Here is a 16,583-nt window from a genome sequence, read left to right on the forward strand (position 1 = left end):
GGGCCGCGCGTCGCGGATTAAGCTGCGAAGAACGCGCGAAGGGCCGCGAACCATCCGCCCGGCGGAGGCGCGGTATCGGCGCCGCGCATGGTGGCGGGACAGTCGAGGCAGCGAGCCTCGATCCCCGCTTCGCCCATCAACCTCTCCCCATCGCGCAGCATGTTGGCGAGCATCGCGTTGCGCCCGGCTGCAACATGCGCGAACAGGTCCGCCCGGCGCGCGGACGCGGCGCTGTCCTCGTCCGGCCCGGCCATCGATGCAAAGATCGCGGTAAAGGGATCGGGCTCCGGGTCGAGGAAATCGTAATGCCAGGCTTCTTCGTCGAGGCCGGCCTTCGCCGCAGCGAAAGCGGCCGCATCGTCAAGCCCGCCAAACCTGTCCACGAGGCCGAGCTGCCGCGCGGTGCCGCCGGCCCACACGCGCCCCTCCGCAATCGGGGCCAGCCGGGAAAGCGGCATGTTCCGCGATTTCGCGACGAGCGACAGGAAACGCGAGTACGTCCCCTCGACCTGCGCCTGCAACACCTGCTCCAGCTCGGGCGTGAACCCGCCCAGAACGTCGGGCTGTCCCGACAGCGGCGTGGTCTGCACCCCGTCCGCGTTGACGCCGATCTCGCTGAGCGTGCGCTCGAAACTGGGCAGCACGGCAAAGACGCCGATGGAGCCGGTGATCGTGGACGGTTCGGCAAAGATCGCGTCAGCCGGGGTGGAGATCCAGTAGCCGCCGCTCGCCGCGACATTGGCCATCGACACGACCACGGGGATGCCGCGTGCCTTGTGGCGCAGGATCGCCTGCCGGATTTCCTCGGACGCCAGCACCGACCCGCCCGGCGAATCGACCCGCACGACGAGCGCGGCCAGATCATTGTTCAACGCATCGTCGAGCTGCTCGGCAATGCGCGTGCCCCCGGCGGAGCCCGGCCCGGCGTCGCCATCGACGATCTCGCCGGCCACGGTGATGACGCCGATGGCGCCGCCCTCTGTGGAAAGCGGATTATTGTCGAGCCAGGTCTGATACCCGCTATGTGCGAAACTGCCGGGTGCCTCTTCGGTGTCGTCGGCTCCGACCATTTCGGCGACATGCGCACCGAATGCTGCCCGTGTACCCAGCCTGTCGACCATGCCCGACGCCAGCGCCGCGCGCGCCGGATCGCCGCCCGCCGCCCGGATCAGCGCCGCCGGCTCGCTCACCACCGCGTCGATCTGCGCCTTGGGCCGGGCGCGGGTCACGCCGTCGCGATAATTGGTCCAGATCGTGTCGTAGAGCGCGCGTGCCGCCTCCGCCGCGGGCTCCGACTGCTCATTGAGGATATAGGGTTCGACCGCGCTTTTATACGTGCCCACGCGATAGACGTGGACATTGACGTTCAACCGGTCGAGCAGGTCCGCGTAATAGAGATTGGTGCCCCCCGGCCCCGCGACCACCGCCCCGCCGAGCGGATCGAGCCAGATCTCGCTCGCATGGGCGGCGAGCTGATACGAATCGTCGGCATAGAGGATCGCATGGGTGAGCACCGGTTTGCCGGCGGCGCGCACCTTGTCCATCGCCTCGCCGATGCGTTCCATGTGGACCGCCCCGCCGCCGAGGAAATAATCGAGGTCGAGCACGACCGCCTTGATCCGGTCGTCGTCCGCGGCCCCCTCGATCGCGCGCACCACGTCCAGTGCGCGATGCTCGCGGGTCGGCGCGCTGTTCGAAAGGAGCAGCGAGACAGGGTCGATGATCTGCGGTTCCTCGACCACCACCCCGTCGAGCGTCACGAGCAGCGCGCCTTCCTTCACCGCCGCGACCGTGGGCGTGTAGCTGAGCGCGGCATAGAGCAGGCCGAAGAACAGGAGCAGGAGCAACAGCACCAGCCCGTCCTTTATCGCCACCAGCAGTTTCCAGACCTTGCGCGCGAATGCCATGCGGATTGCCTTGATTGTCGTGTCAGTTGTTCGGAACCGTCTCTAGGCGCGGCGATCCGATGCCGCAAACGGGAAAAGCGCCCCAGCGCCCGCCACCGCTTGCGCGGCCCATCGCGCCCGGTTAAGCACCGCCCGCGATGAGCGACACCTCCTCCCCCGATCCAGACAGCACCGCCCGCGACGGCGAGGATGCACCCCATCCGGTATCGGGCCATCGCTATCCCCGCGGCGGTGCGGCATTTCCGCACAAGGATCTGGTCGGCATATCCTCGCTCGCCCCGTGGCAGATCCTCTATCTGCTGGACGAGGCGGAGCAATATGTCGCCCTCAACCGGCAGCGGCAGAAGCATGTCGATACGCTGGCCGGGTTGACCATCATCAACGCCTTTTTCGAAAACAGCACGCGCACGCTTCTGTCGTTCGAGATCGCGGGCAAGCGGCTGGGCGCCGATGTCGTCAACATGCATGCCGCCACGAGCAGCGTGAAAAAGGGCGAGACGCTGATCGACACGGCGACCACGCTCAACGCCATGCGCGCCGATGCGATCGTCATCCGCCACGCCAGCTCCGGCGCGGTACAGCTCATCGCCGACAAGGTGGCGTGCCCCGTGCTGAACGCTGGCGACGGGCGGCACGAACACCCGACGCAGGCGCTGCTCGATGCACTCACCATGCGCGGGTGGATGCGCGGGCGGGGGCAGGCGGAGTTTGCAGGGCTCAAGGTCGCGATCTGCGGCGATATATTGCATAGCCGGGTCGCGCGTTCGAACATGCTTCTCCTCTCGGCGCTGGGCGCGGAGATCCGGGTCTGCGCGCCGCCCGCGTTGATGCCGCATGCGGTGGAGCGGATGCGGGTCACGCCCTTTACCGATTTCGACGCGGCGATCGATGGCGTCGATGTGGTGATGATGCTTCGCCTGCAACAGGAACGCATGGCCGGGCCGTTCATCCCGTCGGAACGCGAATATCGCCATCTTTTCGGCCTGACCCGCGAACGGTTGCGCCGCGCGGCGCCCCATGCGCTGATCATGCATCCCGGCCCGATGAACCGCGGGGTGGAGATCGACAGCGACGTCGCCGACATGGTCGAACGCTCCGCCATCACGACGCAGGTGGAGATGGGCGTGGCGATCCGCATGGCCTGTCTCGACGTGCTGACCCGCCGGGCGCGCGGCGTCGCCGGGTGGGAGAGCGCGGCATGAAACCTGCACACCCGCTGTTCATCGCCAATGCACGCCTGTTGACGGGCGATGGCCCGCCGCGCGATGGCGCCCTCCGGTGCGAAGGGGACCGCATCGTCGCGGTGGGCGATATTTCACCGTGCGAGGGCGACCGGATCGTCGATGCGAAGGGCCGCATCGTCATGCCGGGCCTCGTCGACCTCGGCGTGTTCGAGATCGACAAGCCCGCCTTTCATTTCGGCGGCATCACCCGTGCCGCGGTCATGCCCGACCAGTCGCCGCCGCTCGATTATCCGGCCCGCGTCCGTTTCGCGGCCAGCTATGGGAAGCCGGACCTGTGGGTCCACCCCATCTGCGCCGCGACCCGTGCGCTGGCGGGCGCGGAGCTGGCCGAAATGGCATTGATGAAGGAGGCAGGCGCGCGTGCCGTCGCAACCGGGCGCCGCTGGATCCAAGATAGCGGCGTGATGCTGCGCGTGCTGCAATATGCCGCGATGCTCGACCTTCCCGTGATCGCCCATGCCGAGGATGCCGCCCTTGCCGGCGACGCGGTGGCGACGGCGGGCGAAATGGCGACCCGGCTCGGCCTGTCCAGCGCGCCGAGTGAGGCCGAGACGCTCGCCATCGCGCGCGATCTGGCACTGGCGGAGATGAGCGGCGCGCATCTGCATTTCAGGCAGGTCACGACGGCGGGCGGACTGACCCTCGTGCGGGAGGCGAAGCGGCGCGGAATGCGCGTGACCTGCGGCGTGACCCCGGCGCATTTCATGCTGTCCGATATTGCGGTCGCCGATTTCCGCACCTTCGCCCGGCTGTCGCCGCCGCTCCGCACCGAGGATGACCGGCAGGCGGTGCGCGCCGCGCTGGCCGACGGGACCATCGATGTCGTCGCGTCGGGCCATGATCCGCGCGGGCCGGAGGACAAGCGACTCCCCTTTGCCGATGCGGCGCCCGGAATGGCGGGGGCGGAAACGCTGCTGCCGCTGACGCTGGCGCTGGTGCGCGATGGGGTGATCGACATGGGCCGGGCGTGCGAATTGCTGTGCCGCAATCCTGCGCGGATCCTGAACGTGGATGCCGGGATGCTCGCGGCGGGATACGAGGCCGACATCGCCATCGTCGATGCCGATCGCCCGTGGATCGTCGATTCCGATCGCATGGCGGCGCAGGCCGGCAACACGCCCTTCGACAAGCAGCCGGTGCAGGGCCGCGCCATCGCCTTGTTCAAGGGCGGGATGGACGTCTCGCACTAAGGCAGCGCGGCTTACCCCTCGCGGGCGAGCATGACCGGCGCGTGCACCATGCGCAGGACCGACGTCGTGGTCGATCCGACGATGAGCTGCCGCAGCGGCGAATGGCCGTAGGCGCCCATGACGAGCATCGCGCCGGGCGTGTCCTTCACCACCTCGGCGATGACCTGATCCGCCTTGCCCTGCCGGTGCACGGCGGTCACCTCGAACTGCTCGCGCAGGCGTTCCACGCCCAGCGTCAGCACGTCGCGGTGCGTCCGGTCATCCGCGCCGACGATCACGATGGTCACCGGCAACCCGGCATAGACGGGCGACTGACACAGGCGGTTCACGGCATGGCGGGAGGCCTTGCTGCCATCGAATGCCACGATCAGCGAGGTCGGCGGGGCGGCCTCCCGATTGGCGACGAGCACGGGCCGGCTGCTCGCCCTGACGACGCGCTCCACCTTCGATCCCAGATGCTCGCGCGCGAAACCGTGGCTCGCGCCGCGCTTGCCGATGATGACGGTGCGGGCATGTTCCTCCCGCTCGATCACGTTTTCGACGATGCCGCCATGCCGGTGAAGCAGGCGCACCGCCGGTGCCCCCTCCTCGATCGCGACGTCGTGCGCAGCCTTGAGCAGTGCGCGCCCGCGCTCCACCTCGAGCCGGGCGGATTTCTCCTCCAGCTCGGTCAGCTCCTCGAGCAGGTCGCCCTTCACGCCGAGGCCGATCGCCCCCGACAGATCCTGCCGCTGCGTCACCGCGTCCTTGCGCTGCACCACGTGGAGGATCTCCACCGGCAGGTCGAGTCGCCGCGCCGCCCACGACGCCAGCCGCACGACCGGCGCCGCATAGGGGGAGCTGTCGATGCAGGCGAGCACGCATTCGTCCTCGTGGGCGGTATCCATATCGGTCATCAATGCGCTCCTGCGGCGGGGACGGCGTCCGGCTTGTCATGCGTGCCGTATTTTTCGATCATGCGGGCGCTTTCGGCGTTCAGCCCGACAATATCCACGTGGGTGCCTTCCCGCCGGAAACGGTGCACCACCTTGTCGAGCACGCCGACCCCGGTGATGTCCCAGAAATGCGCCGCCGACACGTCGAGCGTGACGCGGTCCGTCACCTCACGGAAATCGAAGGACGAAAGGAACCGGTCCGAACTGGCGAAGAACACCTGCCCCGCAATGCGATAGCGGCGGTGGCGCGTGTCCTCGTCGAATTCGCTCGTCACCTCGAACAGGCGGGTCACCTTGCCGGCAAAGAACAGGCCCGACAGGATCACGCCCGCCAGCACGCCCTGCGCCAGATCGTGCGTCCATACCACGACGATCACGGTGACCAGCATGACCACGCTCGATTGCCAGGGGTTGTATCGCACGTCGCGGATGCAGCGCCAGCTGAACGTGCCGATCGACACCATGATCATCACCGCGACGAGGCTGGGCATCGGGATCTGCGCGACCAGCGGGCCAAGCACGAGGATGAGGAACAATAGCGCCACGCCGGCGGTCAGCGTCGACAGGCGCGTCGACCCGCCCGATTTCACGTTGATCACCGATTGCCCGATCATCGCGCAGCCGCCCATCCCGCCGAAAAAGCCGGTGATGAAATTGGCGATGCCCTGCCCGCGCATCTCGCGCCTTTTATCGGAGCCGGTATCGGTAAGCTCGTCCACGATCTGCGCCGTGAGCATCGATTCCAGGAGGCCGACGGCGGCCATCGTCGCCGCATAGGGCGCGATGATGAGCAGCGTTTCCAGCGTGAACGGCACGTCCGGCAAGGCAAGGAACGGCAGCGTTTCGGGCAGGCGCCCCATGTCTCCGACCGAATTCACCGCGACCCCGCCATAGATCGCGAAGGCGGTGAGCACCACGATCGCCACCAGCGGCGAGGGCACCGCGCGCGTCAGCAGGGGAAACAAATAGATGATGGCCAGCCCCGCCGCCACCATCGCATAGGTTTCCCACCCCATGCCGATCAATTGCGGCAATTGCGCCATGAAGATCAGGATCGCGAGCGCGTTGACGAACCCCGTCACCACCGATTTCGACACATATTGCATCAGCAGGTCGAGCCGGAGCAGCCCCGCGACCACCTGTATGATGCCCATCAATATCGTCGCCGCGAAGAGGTAGCCGACCCCGTAATCGCGCACCAGCGGCAGCACCACAACCGCCACCGCCGCCGTCGCCGCCGAAATCATGCCGGGCCGCCCGCCGGTAAACGCGATGATCACCGCGATGGTGAAACTCGCATACAGGCCCACGCGCGGGTCGACCCCCGCGATGATCGAAAAGCCGATCGCCTCCGGTATCAACGCAAGCGCCACCACCAGCCCGGCGAGCAGATCATTGCGCGGAGAGGACAGCCATTCGCGTCGAATGGCGTTGAACGAAGGCATGCTGGAAACCTTGATACGGTTTGGAAAAAACAGGGCAAATGGCCGGGTGGGTCACCAACGTCGCCCCGGTAGATGGATCACGCGTAGCGATGCAGGCCCGGTGCTGCAAGTGCGAGGGGGTCAGTCGGCGGGCGTATCGACGAGGGTTGCACCATTATCGGTCGGAACGGTCCAGATCGCAACATTGACCATCAGCGCAAAGGCGAGGATCGTCATCAAGCCGGCCCGCTTGCGATCCCCGCGGCGCCACGCGACGAACGCGCCGAACACGAAGACGGCGGCGGCAAGCACCAGAATGGACAGCACGAGGTCGGTCATCGCCCTTTCCTAACGGCTGAGCGCGGCGATGCAATATCGCGCGGTCGCCTGCGGGAACGCTTTGCCCTGTCCGGACGCTTTGGCCGGGTAATGCCCGCCGGCCCCTCCGGCGGCGCGAGAGGAGACAGCGATGAGCATATTCGGCAAGCTGAAAGACGCGATCCTGGGCGACAGGAAAGAGGAAACCCGGCCCGTACCGCCGGCACAGGACAAGGGAAGCTTCGGCAAGCCGCTCGGCGGCACGGGTACGGCATCGGCAGGCCGGCTGGCGCCGACCCCGGCACCAACTCCCGCACCCGCCCGGGCCGCCTCCATCGATTCGGTCGATGTCGAACGCCGCCTCGATGCGCGGCCGGGCGCGGACAAACTCAACTGGCGCACCTCGATCGTCGACCTGATGAAGCTCGTCGGCGTCGACAGCAGCTACGACAATCGCAAGGAACTGGCGCAGGAACTCGGCCGGAGCGATTATTCCGGATCGGCAGAAGACAATATCTGGCTGCACAAGGCGACCATGCGGCAGATCGCGCAGAACGGCGGGCGCGTCCCCGCCTCGATGACGGACTGAGCGCAGACACCCGAAACGAAAACGCCCCCGGACGCGCATCGGCGACCGGGGGCGTTTCGCATTGCGGGATGCGGAAATTACGCGACGCTGGGCGCGGCCTTGCGGACGCCTTCGTCGACATGCGCCTCGAACTCGGCAAAATTATCGACGAACAGCTGCACCAGCTTTTGTGCGGTGCGGTCGTATTCTTCCTTGTCGTCCCAGGTCGAGCGCGGGTCGAGAATGCCGCTATCGACGCCGTTCACCGCGACGGGCACCTCGAATCCGAAATTGGGATCCTTGCGGAATTCCGCATCGTTGAGCGAACCGTCGAGCGCGGCATTGAGCAGGGCGCGCGTCGCCTTGATCGGCATGCGGCTTCCGGTGCCATACTTGCCGCCGGTCCAGCCGGTGTTGACGAGCCAGCACGACACGCCGCCCTTCGCGATGCGTTCCTTGAGCAGATTGCCGTAGACCGAGGGATGGCGCGGCATGAACGGTGCGCCGAAACAGGTGGAGAACGTCGCTTCCGGCTCGGTCACGCCAATCTCGGTGCCGGCGACCTTCGCGGTATAGCCCGACAGGAAGTGGTACATCGCCTGATCCGGGGTGAGCCGCGAAATCGGGGGCAGCACGCCAAACGCATCGGCGGTCAGCATGATGACGTTCGACGGCACCGGCCCCATGTTCTCGTCCGAGGTGTTGGGGATCGATTCCAGCGGATAGGCACCGCGGGTGTTTTCCGCGAGCGAGTTGTCGTCGAAATCGAGATTGCCGTTTTCGTCCATGACCACGTTTTCGAGCACGGTGCCGTGCATTTTGGTCGTGGCGAAAATTTCGGGCTCGGCCTCTTCGGACAGGCGGATCATCTTGGCATAGCAGCCGCCCTCGAAGTTGAAGACCGCCGTGTCGGACCAGCCATGTTCGTCATCGCCGATCAGCGTGCGGCTGGCATCGGCGGACAGCGTCGTCTTGCCCGTGCCGGACAGGCCGAAGAACACCGCCGTTTTCCCCTCGGGACCGATATTGGCCGAACAATGCATCGGCATCACGCCCTTGGGCGGGAGGAGATAGTTGAGGATGCCGAACACGCTCTTCTTCATCTCGCCCGCATATTTGGTCCCGCCGATCAGGATGAGCTTTTCGGTCAGGTTCACGGCGACGACGGTTTCGCTGCGCGTGCCGTGGCGTTCGGGATCGGCGCGGAAACTGGGCAGGTCGATGATGGTGTATTCGGGATCGAACCCGTCAAGCTCGCCCTCCGTCGGGCGGACCAGCAGGGTGCGGATGAACAGATTGTGCCAGGCCAGCTCGTTCACGACGCGCACGTTGACGCGGTGTTCGGGCTGCGACCCGCCGAACAGGTCGGCGACATAGAGGGTGTCCTTGCCCGCGAGCGTTTCGAGGAAATCGGCCTTGAGCGCGGCGAAATGGTCGGGCGTCATGGGCACGTTGGTCTTGCCCCACCAGATCGTGTCCTCGGTCGTGGCGTCGCGGACGATGAACTTGTCCTTGGCGGAACGTCCGGTGTGCTTGCCGGTTTCCACGACGAGCGGGCCGCTGGCGGCCAGCTTGCCCTCATCGTTCTTCAGCGCGTGTTCGACGAGATCGTCGGTGCCGAGATTGCCGTGAATGCGGGCGGACGTCTCGAATTTCAAAGGGGTGCTCAGCGACACGGGCATTCTCCTGACGGGGCCCTCGTTCGGCAAACCGCACCACGCGGGCAGGAGGGCAAATTGCACGGCGGCAAATGTAATCGACCGCAAACCCACCCGGCCTGAACAGCGATGGAACTGCCCCTTGCGAAATGCGACCCCCGACTGGATTCGCCTAGCGCATAGCCGCGAGGACGCTTTGCGTCAAACGGCGTTGAATGCCTGCTTAACAATGTTAGGATATGCGCGAAAACCGGCCCCGACGGCCCCCTGCGCGGGATCGTCTGGGCACGAAAATTCCCTCCATTGGCACTTGGCCATGCCGGGTCCATATTGCATGGACCGCGAAAGGCGTTCAGCCCACGCGAACCGCAGACCGAAAGCCGCACCGCAATGACGCAGACGATTGCCCTGGTCGACGACGACCGTAACATCCTGACCGGCCTTTCGATCGCATTGAAGGCCGAGGGGTTCGACACGCGCGTCTATCCCGACGGGTCCGCCGCGCTGGAGGCGCTGCTCGACAATCCGCCCGACCTTGCCGTGTGCGACATCAAGATGCCCCGCATGGACGGGCTGGAACTGCTGCGCCGGCTGCGCGAGCGTTCGTCCCTGCCGGTGATCTTCCTCACGTCGAAGACGGGCGAGGAGGACGAGGCGCTCGGCCTGTCCATCGGCGCGGACGATTATATCGCGAAACCGTTTTCGCAGGCGCTGCTCATCGCGCGCATCCGTGCCCTGCTCCGCCGGGAGGAACTCGTCCGCGCGCGCGTCGCCGGGGAGGCGGGCGAAACCGCGGCCGAAACGATGGAGCGCGGGCGGCTCGTGCTCGAACCCGAACGGCACCGGGTCACATGGGACGGGGCGCCGGTGTCGCTCACCGTCACGGAATTCCTCATCCTGGAGGCGCTGGCGCAGCGGCCCGGCGTGGTGAAGACCCGCGATCAGCTGATGGATGCGGCGTACAAGGACGACGTCTTCGTCGACGATCGCACCATCGACAGCCATATCAAGCGTCTGCGCCGCAAGTTCCGGCAGGTCGATGGCGATTTCAACGGCATCACCACGCTTTACGGCGCAGGCTACAGCTTTGCCGGCGACTGAAACCACCGAAGATCTTGCCGCCCGCCCGGCGGAGGATATTCCCGACCGGCTGTTCTGGACCCGGCGCTTTTCCCTCACCACGCGTATCCTCGCGGTGAACGTGCTGATCGTGGCGCTGCTGGCGGGCGGGCTGTTCTTTCTCGACACCTATCGCAAGCAGCTCATTGCCGAGCGGTTCAAGCTTGCCCGCTCGGAGGTCGAGATCATCGGCAACGCGCTCGCCGAGGCGCCGTCGAGCGAGCATGCCGCCCTGCTCGCCCGGATCGGCGCGGAGCAGGAACTGCGCCTGCGTACCTTCGGCGCGCTGGGCCGGCTACAGACCGACAGCTTCGTCGTGGGCGAGCCCAGCTTCACCTTTGCCGAGGATAGCGACGACGCGTTTTCGGCCCGTGTCGCGCAATGGATGGACCGGACCGTGGATTTCCTCGTCGGGGCGCCGCCTGTCCCGCCCTATTACCCCGCCGCCGACCGGCCCGACATAAACAATCCCGCGACCAAGCCGGAATTTCCCGAGATCTTCGTCGCGGAGCAGGCCGGGTCGGGCACGGTGATGCTGCGCTATGCGCCCGACCGCACGCCGGTGATCACCGCCGCCGCCCCCTACGGGCCGCAGGGGGAAACGCTGCTTTCGGTGCGCAATGCGTCCGACATCACGCAATCCGTGCGCGCCGCGCGGCAGACGCTGCTCGTGTTGCTCGCGCTGTCCATCCTCGCATCGGTGCAATTGTCGCTGTTCCTGGCGCGCACCATCGTGCAGCCGTTGCGCATGCTGGCGCGGGCGGCGGCACGGGTGAGGCTTGGCCGCGACCGGGAGGTGGTCGTGCCCCGTCTGCCCGAACGCGGGGACGAGATCGGCATGCTGGCCCGCGCGCTGTCCGACATGACGAGCGCGCTGCGCGAAAAGATCGACGCGGGCGAGGCGTTTGCCGCCGACGTCAGCCACGAGCTTAAAAATCCGCTGGCCTCGCTGCGATCCGCGCTGGAGACGATGGACAATATCGACGATCCCGAATTGCGCGCGCAATTGCTCGACCTCGCGCATCAGGACGTGCGGCGCATCGACCGGCTGATCACCGAAATCGCGGATGCAAGCCGCGTCGACGCGGAATTGAGCCGCGCGACATTCGTGCCGGTCGATCTGTTCGCCCTCGCCGAGGGGGTGCTGGGCGGGCGCACCGCGGCCTCGCGCATCGGCGAGGAACGGCATCTCAGCTTCGAGGTGGAAAGCGCACCGACCAGCGCCACCATGGTCATGGGCGATCCGGCCCGGCTGGAACGGGTGGTCGAAAATCTCGTCGACAATGCGGCCAGCTTTTCCCCGCCCGAAGGCCGCGTCGTGATCCGTTTCGCCGAACGCGCCGACATGGTGGAAATGACCGTCACCGACGACGGCCCCGGCGTCGCGCCCGAAAACCGCGAACGCATTTTCGAACGCTTCCACTCCGACCGTCCGGGCGACGAACATTTCGGCAAGCACAGCGGGCTCGGCCTTGCCATCGCGCGGTCCATCGTGCGCGGCCATGACGGGACCTTGGAGGTGCAGGGGCGCGACGATGGCGAGAGCGGCGCGGTGATGGCCATCGTCCTGCCCGCGCTGAACCCCGAATGAGTGCGCAGCGACACGGCCTCGCGCATCAGGCGAGCGTGGTTGCCATCGCGGGGCGCGCCATCATGATCGAGGGCGCGCCGGGCATCGGGAAAAGCGCGCTCGCCCATGCGCTGATCGACCGTGGGGCGGCGCTCATCGGGGACGATGGGGTGATGCTCGATGTGCGCGAGGGGCGTTTATGGGCCGCGCCCCATCCCGCCACGCGCGGCCTGTTCGAGATCCGCAATGTCGGGATCGTGACGATGCCGGTCGTATCCGCGCGGGTCGCGCTCGTGCTCATGCTCGCCGGCGATGCGCCCCGCTATGTCGAAACCGCGGCACGGGTCGTGCGTGCCGGGTGCGACGTCCCGGCCCTTACCCTGTTCGCGGATACGCCTGCCCTGCCGCTTCGCGCGGAGGCCGCGCTGACCCTTCACGGTTTGGGATGAGGGGCGAAAAGCGCCCCTTTATCGGACGGATTTGCGACAAATCCTTGCATGCTGCTTGTGCGAAGCCATAGCTCGTCCGACATGACCAGCGATTCGCCCGAAAACCCGACCCGATTGCTGATGGTCACCGGCATGCTTGGCGCGGGCAAGACGACCGCGCTGCGTGCGCTGGAGGATCTGGGCTGGGAACCGGTCGACAATTTTCCGATCCGCATGCTGCCCATTTTGATGGAGACGGAGCGCGGGCTCGGCCATGCGAGCGAGGACGGCCCGCCGCCGCCGCTCGCCATCGGATTTGACGCCCGCACGCGCGGTTTCGACCCGCTCGCGATCATCGCCGACGCGCGCGCGCTGGCCGCGAAAAAATCGGTCGAGGTGACGAGCCTGTTCCTCGATTGCAGCTCGAACGAGCTGGAGCGCCGCTATAACGAGACGCGGCGCCGCCACCCGCTCGCCAGCGACCGCCCGCTCGCCGCCGGGATCGCGGCGGAGCGCGAACTGCTCGCCCCGCTGGCACGATGGGCCGATGTCGTCGTGACGACCACCGCATTCTCGACACAGGATCTGCAACAGACCTTGCGCGAATTGTTCGCGCCCAGCGCCCCGCAATCCATGACCGTCACGATCAGCAGCTTCGGCTTTTCGCGCGGCATGCCGCCCATTGCCGACCTGGTGTTCGACATGCGCTTTCTCGACAATCCGCACTGGGTCGATGCGCTGCGCCCGCTTACGGGGCGCGACCCGGCGGTGGCCGACCATATCGCGCGCGATCCGGCGTGGGACGATGCCTTCGCCCGCATTCGCGACCTCGTCCTCTCGCTGCTCCCCCGATACGAGGCGCAGGGAAAAAGCTACGTCAATATTGCCTTTGGCTGCACCGGCGGGCGGCATCGCTCGGTATTTACGGCCGAAATGCTCAATACCGCGCTCACCCGCGCAGGCTATGCACCGGTTTTGCTGCACCGCAACCTTGACTCAGGCGCCAACGATCTGGTCGAAGGCGCCGCGAAAAGCTGATGCGCACCAATATATCCGGGTCGAGAATTGTTAAGGATGGTGCGTGCATACCCATGCGGTGCTACGAAGGAATGACATGATCGGCCTCATTCTTGTGACTCATGGCGAGCTGGCCCGCGAATTCGTCGCCGCGATGGAGCATGTCGTCGGCCCGCAGGCGGATATCGTGCCCATCTGCATCGGCCCGAACGACGACATGGAAATGCGCCGCGACGAGATCCGCAACGCCATCGCCGCGGTCGACAGCGGTCGCGGCGTCATCATCCTGACCGATCTGTTCGGCGGGACACCGTCGAATCTCGCGATCTCGCTGCTGCGCGCAGGCGAGGTGGAGGTGATCGCCGGGATCAACCTGCCGATGCTGATCCGACTGGCCGGTGCGCGCAAGCAGATGGGCGTGGGCGACGCGGTCGGCGCCGCGCGCGAGGCCGGACGCAATTACATCACCATCGCCTCCGAATTTCTGGGTCAGGACGTATGACGGGCGACGCCGAGACCCTGTCCCGCCGCGTCACCATCGCCAATCAGCGCGGCCTCCACGCGCGGGCCAGCGCGAAATTCGTCGAGATGGTGCAGCAATACGCCCCCGACACGCAGGTCCGTGTCGCCAAGGACGGGAACGAGGCGGCGGGCGGATCGATTCTCGGCCTGATGATGCTGGGTGCCGCGCGCGGTGACGAGATCGAGATCCGCACCCGCGGCGAACAGGCGGACGATGCGCTCGACGCGCTCTGCACGCTGGTCGACGACCGGTTCGGAGAGGATTGAGCGCGACGCGCCTCATCGCCATGCGTCAGATCACCGGCCTGTCCAATCCCACCGTCAAATATCTGCGCGCCCTGCGTGACAAGAAACACCGGCGGCGCGAGGCGCGTTTCCTCGCCGAAGGGCTGCGCCTGCTCACCGACGCGCGCGAGATGGGCCACCTGCCCGAAACGCTGGCCATGGCAGAGGGACGCGAACCGCATCCGTTGCTGACCACGCTGATTGCGGAGGTCGAGGCCGCAGGCGGTGATGTCATCGAACTGTCCGAGGCGGCGCTATCCAAGATCACGGGCAAGGACAATCCGCAGGCCGTGTGCGGCGTGTTCGCCGAATTCGACACCGCGCTCGACCGGATCGACCGGACACGCGCGCCGCTCTTCCTCGTGGCGCAGGCGATGCGCGATCCGGGCAATCTGGGCACGATGTTGCGCACGGCGGATGCGGTGGGCGCGGGCGGGCTCATCCTCGTCGACGATTGTGCGGATCCGTTTTCGGTGGAGGCGGTGCGCGCCAGCATGGGCGCCATTTTCACCGTCCCGCTGGCGATGGCGCGCTGGGACGAATTCGTGCCATGGCTGCGCGGCGGGGCGGGGCAACTTGTCGCCGCGTCCCTGCGCGATCCGCACGATTATCGCGGCGCCCCCTATGCCGCGCCGTGCTTCGTCATGGTCGGCAACGAATCGCAAGGTCTGCCGCAGGCGTACGAGGCGGAATGCGACCTTCGCGTGACGATGCCGATGCTGGGCCGCGCCGACAGCCTCAATGCCGCAATCGCGGGCGCGGTGCTGGCGTACGAGGTGCTGGCGACGCTGCGCGACTGACCCTGCGGGTTCAGCTTTCGGTCGGGACGGCTTCGTCGCTGTCGGCGAAATTGTTCAGCCGGCGGGGGATCGAATTGATCGGCGGCGCGTCGAGCAGCTCCTTGGCCGAGGTGTCGATCGACAATTCCTCGAACCGTTCGCCGGTCTTGCGCAGATTGGTGTCGAACGATCCGACCAGCGCGTCGAAATGCTGATTCGTGGATTGCAGCCCCTTGCGCAGGCTCGACAGGTGGCGGGCCACCACGGCGAGCCGTTCGTATAGCTCCTTGCCGAGCTTTGCGATCTCGTTCGCGTCGGCCTGCTCGCCCGCCTGCCGCCAGACGGTTGCCACGGTCAGCGCGATCGACATGAAATTGAGCGGCGAGGACAGCACGATCTTACGCTGTAACGCGTAGTTCAACAGGTGATTGTCCTGCGTCAGTGCGGAATAGAGCACATGTTCGCCCGGCACGAACATGACCACGAAATCGGCCGAACCGGCGACGTGATCCTGGTACCGCTTGGCCGAAAGCTCATCGATATGGGTGCGCAATTCGCGGGCATGCGCCTTGAGCAGTTCGAGCCGTTCCTCCTCGCTCTCCGCCTCGTTCGCGCGGGCGTAGGTGTTGAACACATTTTTCACATCGACGACGAGCCGCCGCCCGCCCGGAATGTTGATCACCGCATCGGGACGCAATTGCCCCGTATCGCCTGCCACGCTGACCTGAAAATTGAAATCCGCCTTGTCATACAGGCCGCAGCTTTCGAGCAGGTTCTCCAGCTGGAGTTCGCCCCAGTCGCCGCGGGCCTTGGTCGCGCCGCGCAGCGTGGTGGTGATGCGATTCGCCCCTTCGAGCACGCGCTCCTGCCCGGCACGCATCTCGCCGATCACACCCTTGAGCTGGTCGAAGCCCGACGCATTGTTCTTCTCAATCTCCTCGACCCGCTTGCGATAGCGTTCCAGGGTCTCGCCCACCGGCGCCACCTTCTTTTCCAGCGCAGCGAGGCTTTCCTTGTTCAGGGCGTCGAGGTCGGTCTTCGCCTTTTCGAAGAACCGCCCCTGCACCCCGGTCAGCATCTTTTCGCCGATCTCGTTGAACTTGGCCTGCAACTTGTCCTCGGCCTCGACGAGGCGCTTCATCTCGCGGGCGAAATTCTCCTCCCGGTCGGCGAACCGCTGTTCCAGCGCCTTTTCGCGTTCGCTTGCCTCGCTTTCATGGCGGGCCAGCGCGTTTTCCGCCGCGTTGCGGGCACGGGCCTGCTCTTCCAGCTTTTCGCGCAAGCCCTGCAACTCGCCGCGCAGGTCGTTGAGCGCGCGGGACCGTTCGCCATGCTCCGACCTGACCCCGGCAAGCTCGGCACGCGCGCCGCTCAACGCCTGCTCGCTCTCGCCCAGCCGGCGTTCCAGTTCGGCGGCGCGCTCTGCGCGGTCGCTCATCGTGGCGAGTTCCGAAATGGCCCTGCGATAGGCGTCCTCGGTTTCGCGCAGCTTCGTCTCCGTCTCGCCATGGCGGCTGCGCCATTCGGCGACGGGCCGCGACCCGAGGAAATAGCCGGCGGCCAGCCCCGCCAGCAGGGCAAGGATCACGATCAGGATTGCAATGGGTTCCATGCGCCGG

The 16,583-nt window shown here is 66.5% G+C and carries 16 protein-coding genes; 10 read left to right on the forward strand and 6 right to left on the reverse strand.

Annotation, left to right across the window (positions count from 1 at the left end):
* Nucleotides 1-17: 17 nt before the first annotated feature.
* Nucleotides 18-1,907, reverse strand: a complete 1,890-nt coding sequence (gene sppA, locus JD971_RS03795; protein WP_202086037.1) for a signal peptide peptidase SppA — start codon at nucleotides 1,905-1,907, stop codon at nucleotides 18-20.
* A gap of 137 nt (nucleotides 1,908-2,044) precedes the next feature.
* On the opposite strand from sppA, the gene JD971_RS03800 reads away from it, so the two are divergent.
* Nucleotides 2,045-3,109, forward strand: a complete 1,065-nt coding sequence (locus tag JD971_RS03800) for an aspartate carbamoyltransferase catalytic subunit (RefSeq protein WP_202086039.1) — start codon at nucleotides 2,045-2,047, stop codon at nucleotides 3,107-3,109.
* Nucleotides 3,106-4,341 carry a dihydroorotase family protein gene (locus JD971_RS03805; RefSeq protein ID WP_202086048.1) on the forward strand — a complete coding sequence of 412 codons (1,236 nt, stop codon included), beginning with the start codon at nucleotides 3,106-3,108 and terminating at the stop codon, nucleotides 4,339-4,341. Before JD971_RS03800 ends, JD971_RS03805 begins: the two co-directional genes overlap by 4 nt.
* 11 nt (nucleotides 4,342-4,352) lie before the next feature.
* Here JD971_RS03805 and JD971_RS03810 read toward each other — a convergent pair whose 3' ends face one another.
* From JD971_RS03810 to JD971_RS03820, 3 genes are all read right to left on the reverse strand, one after another.
* A complete protein-coding gene (locus JD971_RS03810; protein WP_236672254.1) occupies nucleotides 4,353-5,237 on the reverse strand; it encodes a universal stress protein in 885 nt (294 codons plus the stop codon).
* Nucleotides 5,237-6,721, reverse strand: coding sequence for a SulP family inorganic anion transporter (locus JD971_RS03815; protein WP_202086050.1), 1,485 nt, complete (start codon nucleotides 6,719-6,721; stop codon nucleotides 5,237-5,239). The genes JD971_RS03810 and JD971_RS03815 overlap by 1 nt, the downstream gene beginning before the upstream one ends.
* A 120-nt stretch (nucleotides 6,722-6,841) precedes the next feature.
* Nucleotides 6,842-7,039 (reverse strand): hypothetical protein, encoded by a 198-nt coding sequence (locus tag JD971_RS03820; RefSeq protein ID WP_202086051.1) that lies wholly within the window; start codon nucleotides 7,037-7,039, stop codon nucleotides 6,842-6,844.
* A gap of 130 nt (nucleotides 7,040-7,169) precedes the next feature.
* Here JD971_RS03820 and JD971_RS03825 point away from each other — a divergent pair, with 130 nt between their 5' ends.
* The gene (locus JD971_RS03825) at nucleotides 7,170-7,607 is read left to right on the forward strand and encodes a DUF3597 domain-containing protein (RefSeq protein WP_202086052.1); all 438 of its coding nucleotides are present in this window, start codon (nucleotides 7,170-7,172) and stop codon (nucleotides 7,605-7,607) included.
* 77 nt (nucleotides 7,608-7,684) lie between these two features.
* Here the strand turns inward: JD971_RS03825 and JD971_RS03830 are convergent, their stop codons facing one another.
* A complete protein-coding gene (locus JD971_RS03830; RefSeq protein WP_202086053.1) occupies nucleotides 7,685-9,268 on the reverse strand; it encodes a phosphoenolpyruvate carboxykinase in 1,584 nt (527 codons plus the stop codon).
* A gap of 366 nt (nucleotides 9,269-9,634) precedes the next feature.
* On the opposite strand from JD971_RS03830, the gene JD971_RS03835 reads away from it, so the two are divergent.
* From JD971_RS03835 to JD971_RS03865, 7 genes are all read left to right on the forward strand, one after another.
* Nucleotides 9,635-10,345, forward strand: coding sequence for a response regulator transcription factor (locus JD971_RS03835; RefSeq protein WP_202086054.1), 711 nt, complete (start codon nucleotides 9,635-9,637; stop codon nucleotides 10,343-10,345).
* Nucleotides 10,332-11,954: an ATP-binding protein gene (locus JD971_RS03840; RefSeq protein ID WP_236672255.1), complete on the forward strand. Its 1,623-nt coding sequence runs from the start codon at nucleotides 10,332-10,334 to the stop codon at nucleotides 11,952-11,954. Before JD971_RS03835 ends, JD971_RS03840 begins: the two co-directional genes overlap by 14 nt.
* Entirely contained in the window at nucleotides 11,951-12,382 is a 432-nt protein-coding gene (locus JD971_RS03845) for an HPr kinase/phosphorylase (RefSeq protein ID WP_202086056.1), read from the forward strand. The genes JD971_RS03840 and JD971_RS03845 overlap by 4 nt, the downstream gene beginning before the upstream one ends.
* 81 nt (nucleotides 12,383-12,463) lie before the next feature.
* Nucleotides 12,464-13,399, forward strand: coding sequence for an RNase adapter RapZ (rapZ, locus tag JD971_RS03850; RefSeq protein WP_202087319.1), 936 nt, complete (start codon nucleotides 12,464-12,466; stop codon nucleotides 13,397-13,399).
* 76 nt (nucleotides 13,400-13,475) lie between these two features.
* Nucleotides 13,476-13,880, forward strand: a complete 405-nt coding sequence (locus JD971_RS03855) for a PTS sugar transporter subunit IIA (protein ID WP_202086057.1) — start codon at nucleotides 13,476-13,478, stop codon at nucleotides 13,878-13,880.
* A complete protein-coding gene (locus JD971_RS03860; protein WP_202086058.1) occupies nucleotides 13,877-14,167 on the forward strand; it encodes an HPr family phosphocarrier protein in 291 nt (96 codons plus the stop codon). Before JD971_RS03855 ends, JD971_RS03860 begins: the two co-directional genes overlap by 4 nt.
* A 20-nt stretch (nucleotides 14,168-14,187) precedes the next feature.
* Entirely contained in the window at nucleotides 14,188-14,985 is a 798-nt protein-coding gene (locus tag JD971_RS03865) for an RNA methyltransferase (protein ID WP_202087320.1), read from the forward strand.
* A gap of 10 nt (nucleotides 14,986-14,995) precedes the next feature.
* Here JD971_RS03865 and rmuC read toward each other — a convergent pair whose 3' ends face one another.
* Entirely contained in the window at nucleotides 14,996-16,576 is a 1,581-nt protein-coding gene (gene rmuC, locus JD971_RS03870; RefSeq protein ID WP_202086059.1) for a DNA recombination protein RmuC, read from the reverse strand.
* Nucleotides 16,577-16,583: the final 7 nt, after the last annotated feature.

The sequence above is a fragment of the Croceicoccus sp. YJ47 genome (assembly GCF_016745095.1).
Classification (GTDB): Bacteria; Pseudomonadota; Alphaproteobacteria; order Sphingomonadales; family Sphingomonadaceae; genus Croceicoccus.

What these genes read in the sequence shown, in the direction of transcription:
- sppA (WP_202086037.1), bottom strand. Translation starts at nt 1,907, where the DNA reads ATGGCATTCGCGCGCAAGGTCTGGAAACTGCTGGTGGCGATAAAGGAC.
- JD971_RS03800 (WP_202086039.1), top strand. Translation starts at nt 2,045, where the DNA reads ATGAGCGACACCTCCTCCCCCGATCCAGACAGCACCGCCCGCGACGGC.
- JD971_RS03805 (WP_202086048.1), top strand. Translation starts at nt 3,106, where the DNA reads ATGAAACCTGCACACCCGCTGTTCATCGCCAATGCACGCCTGTTGACG.
- JD971_RS03810 (WP_236672254.1), bottom strand. Translation starts at nt 5,237, where the DNA reads ATGACCGATATGGATACCGCCCACGAGGACGAATGCGTGCTCGCCTGC.
- JD971_RS03815 (WP_202086050.1), bottom strand. Translation starts at nt 6,721, where the DNA reads ATGCCTTCGTTCAACGCCATTCGACGCGAATGGCTGTCCTCTCCGCGC.
- JD971_RS03820 (WP_202086051.1), bottom strand. Translation starts at nt 7,039, where the DNA reads ATGACCGACCTCGTGCTGTCCATTCTGGTGCTTGCCGCCGCCGTCTTC.
- JD971_RS03825 (WP_202086052.1), top strand. Translation starts at nt 7,170, where the DNA reads ATGAGCATATTCGGCAAGCTGAAAGACGCGATCCTGGGCGACAGGAAA.
- JD971_RS03830 (WP_202086053.1), bottom strand. Translation starts at nt 9,268, where the DNA reads ATGCCCGTGTCGCTGAGCACCCCTTTGAAATTCGAGACGTCCGCCCGC.
- JD971_RS03835 (WP_202086054.1), top strand. Translation starts at nt 9,635, where the DNA reads ATGACGCAGACGATTGCCCTGGTCGACGACGACCGTAACATCCTGACC.
- JD971_RS03845 (WP_202086056.1), top strand. Translation starts at nt 11,951, where the DNA reads ATGAGTGCGCAGCGACACGGCCTCGCGCATCAGGCGAGCGTGGTTGCC.
- rapZ (WP_202087319.1), top strand. Translation starts at nt 12,464, where the DNA reads ATGACCAGCGATTCGCCCGAAAACCCGACCCGATTGCTGATGGTCACC.
- JD971_RS03855 (WP_202086057.1), top strand. Translation starts at nt 13,476, where the DNA reads ATGATCGGCCTCATTCTTGTGACTCATGGCGAGCTGGCCCGCGAATTC.
- JD971_RS03860 (WP_202086058.1), top strand. Translation starts at nt 13,877, where the DNA reads ATGACGGGCGACGCCGAGACCCTGTCCCGCCGCGTCACCATCGCCAAT.
- JD971_RS03865 (WP_202087320.1), top strand. Translation starts at nt 14,188, where the DNA reads ATGCGTCAGATCACCGGCCTGTCCAATCCCACCGTCAAATATCTGCGC.
- rmuC (WP_202086059.1), bottom strand. Translation starts at nt 16,576, where the DNA reads ATGGAACCCATTGCAATCCTGATCGTGATCCTTGCCCTGCTGGCGGGG.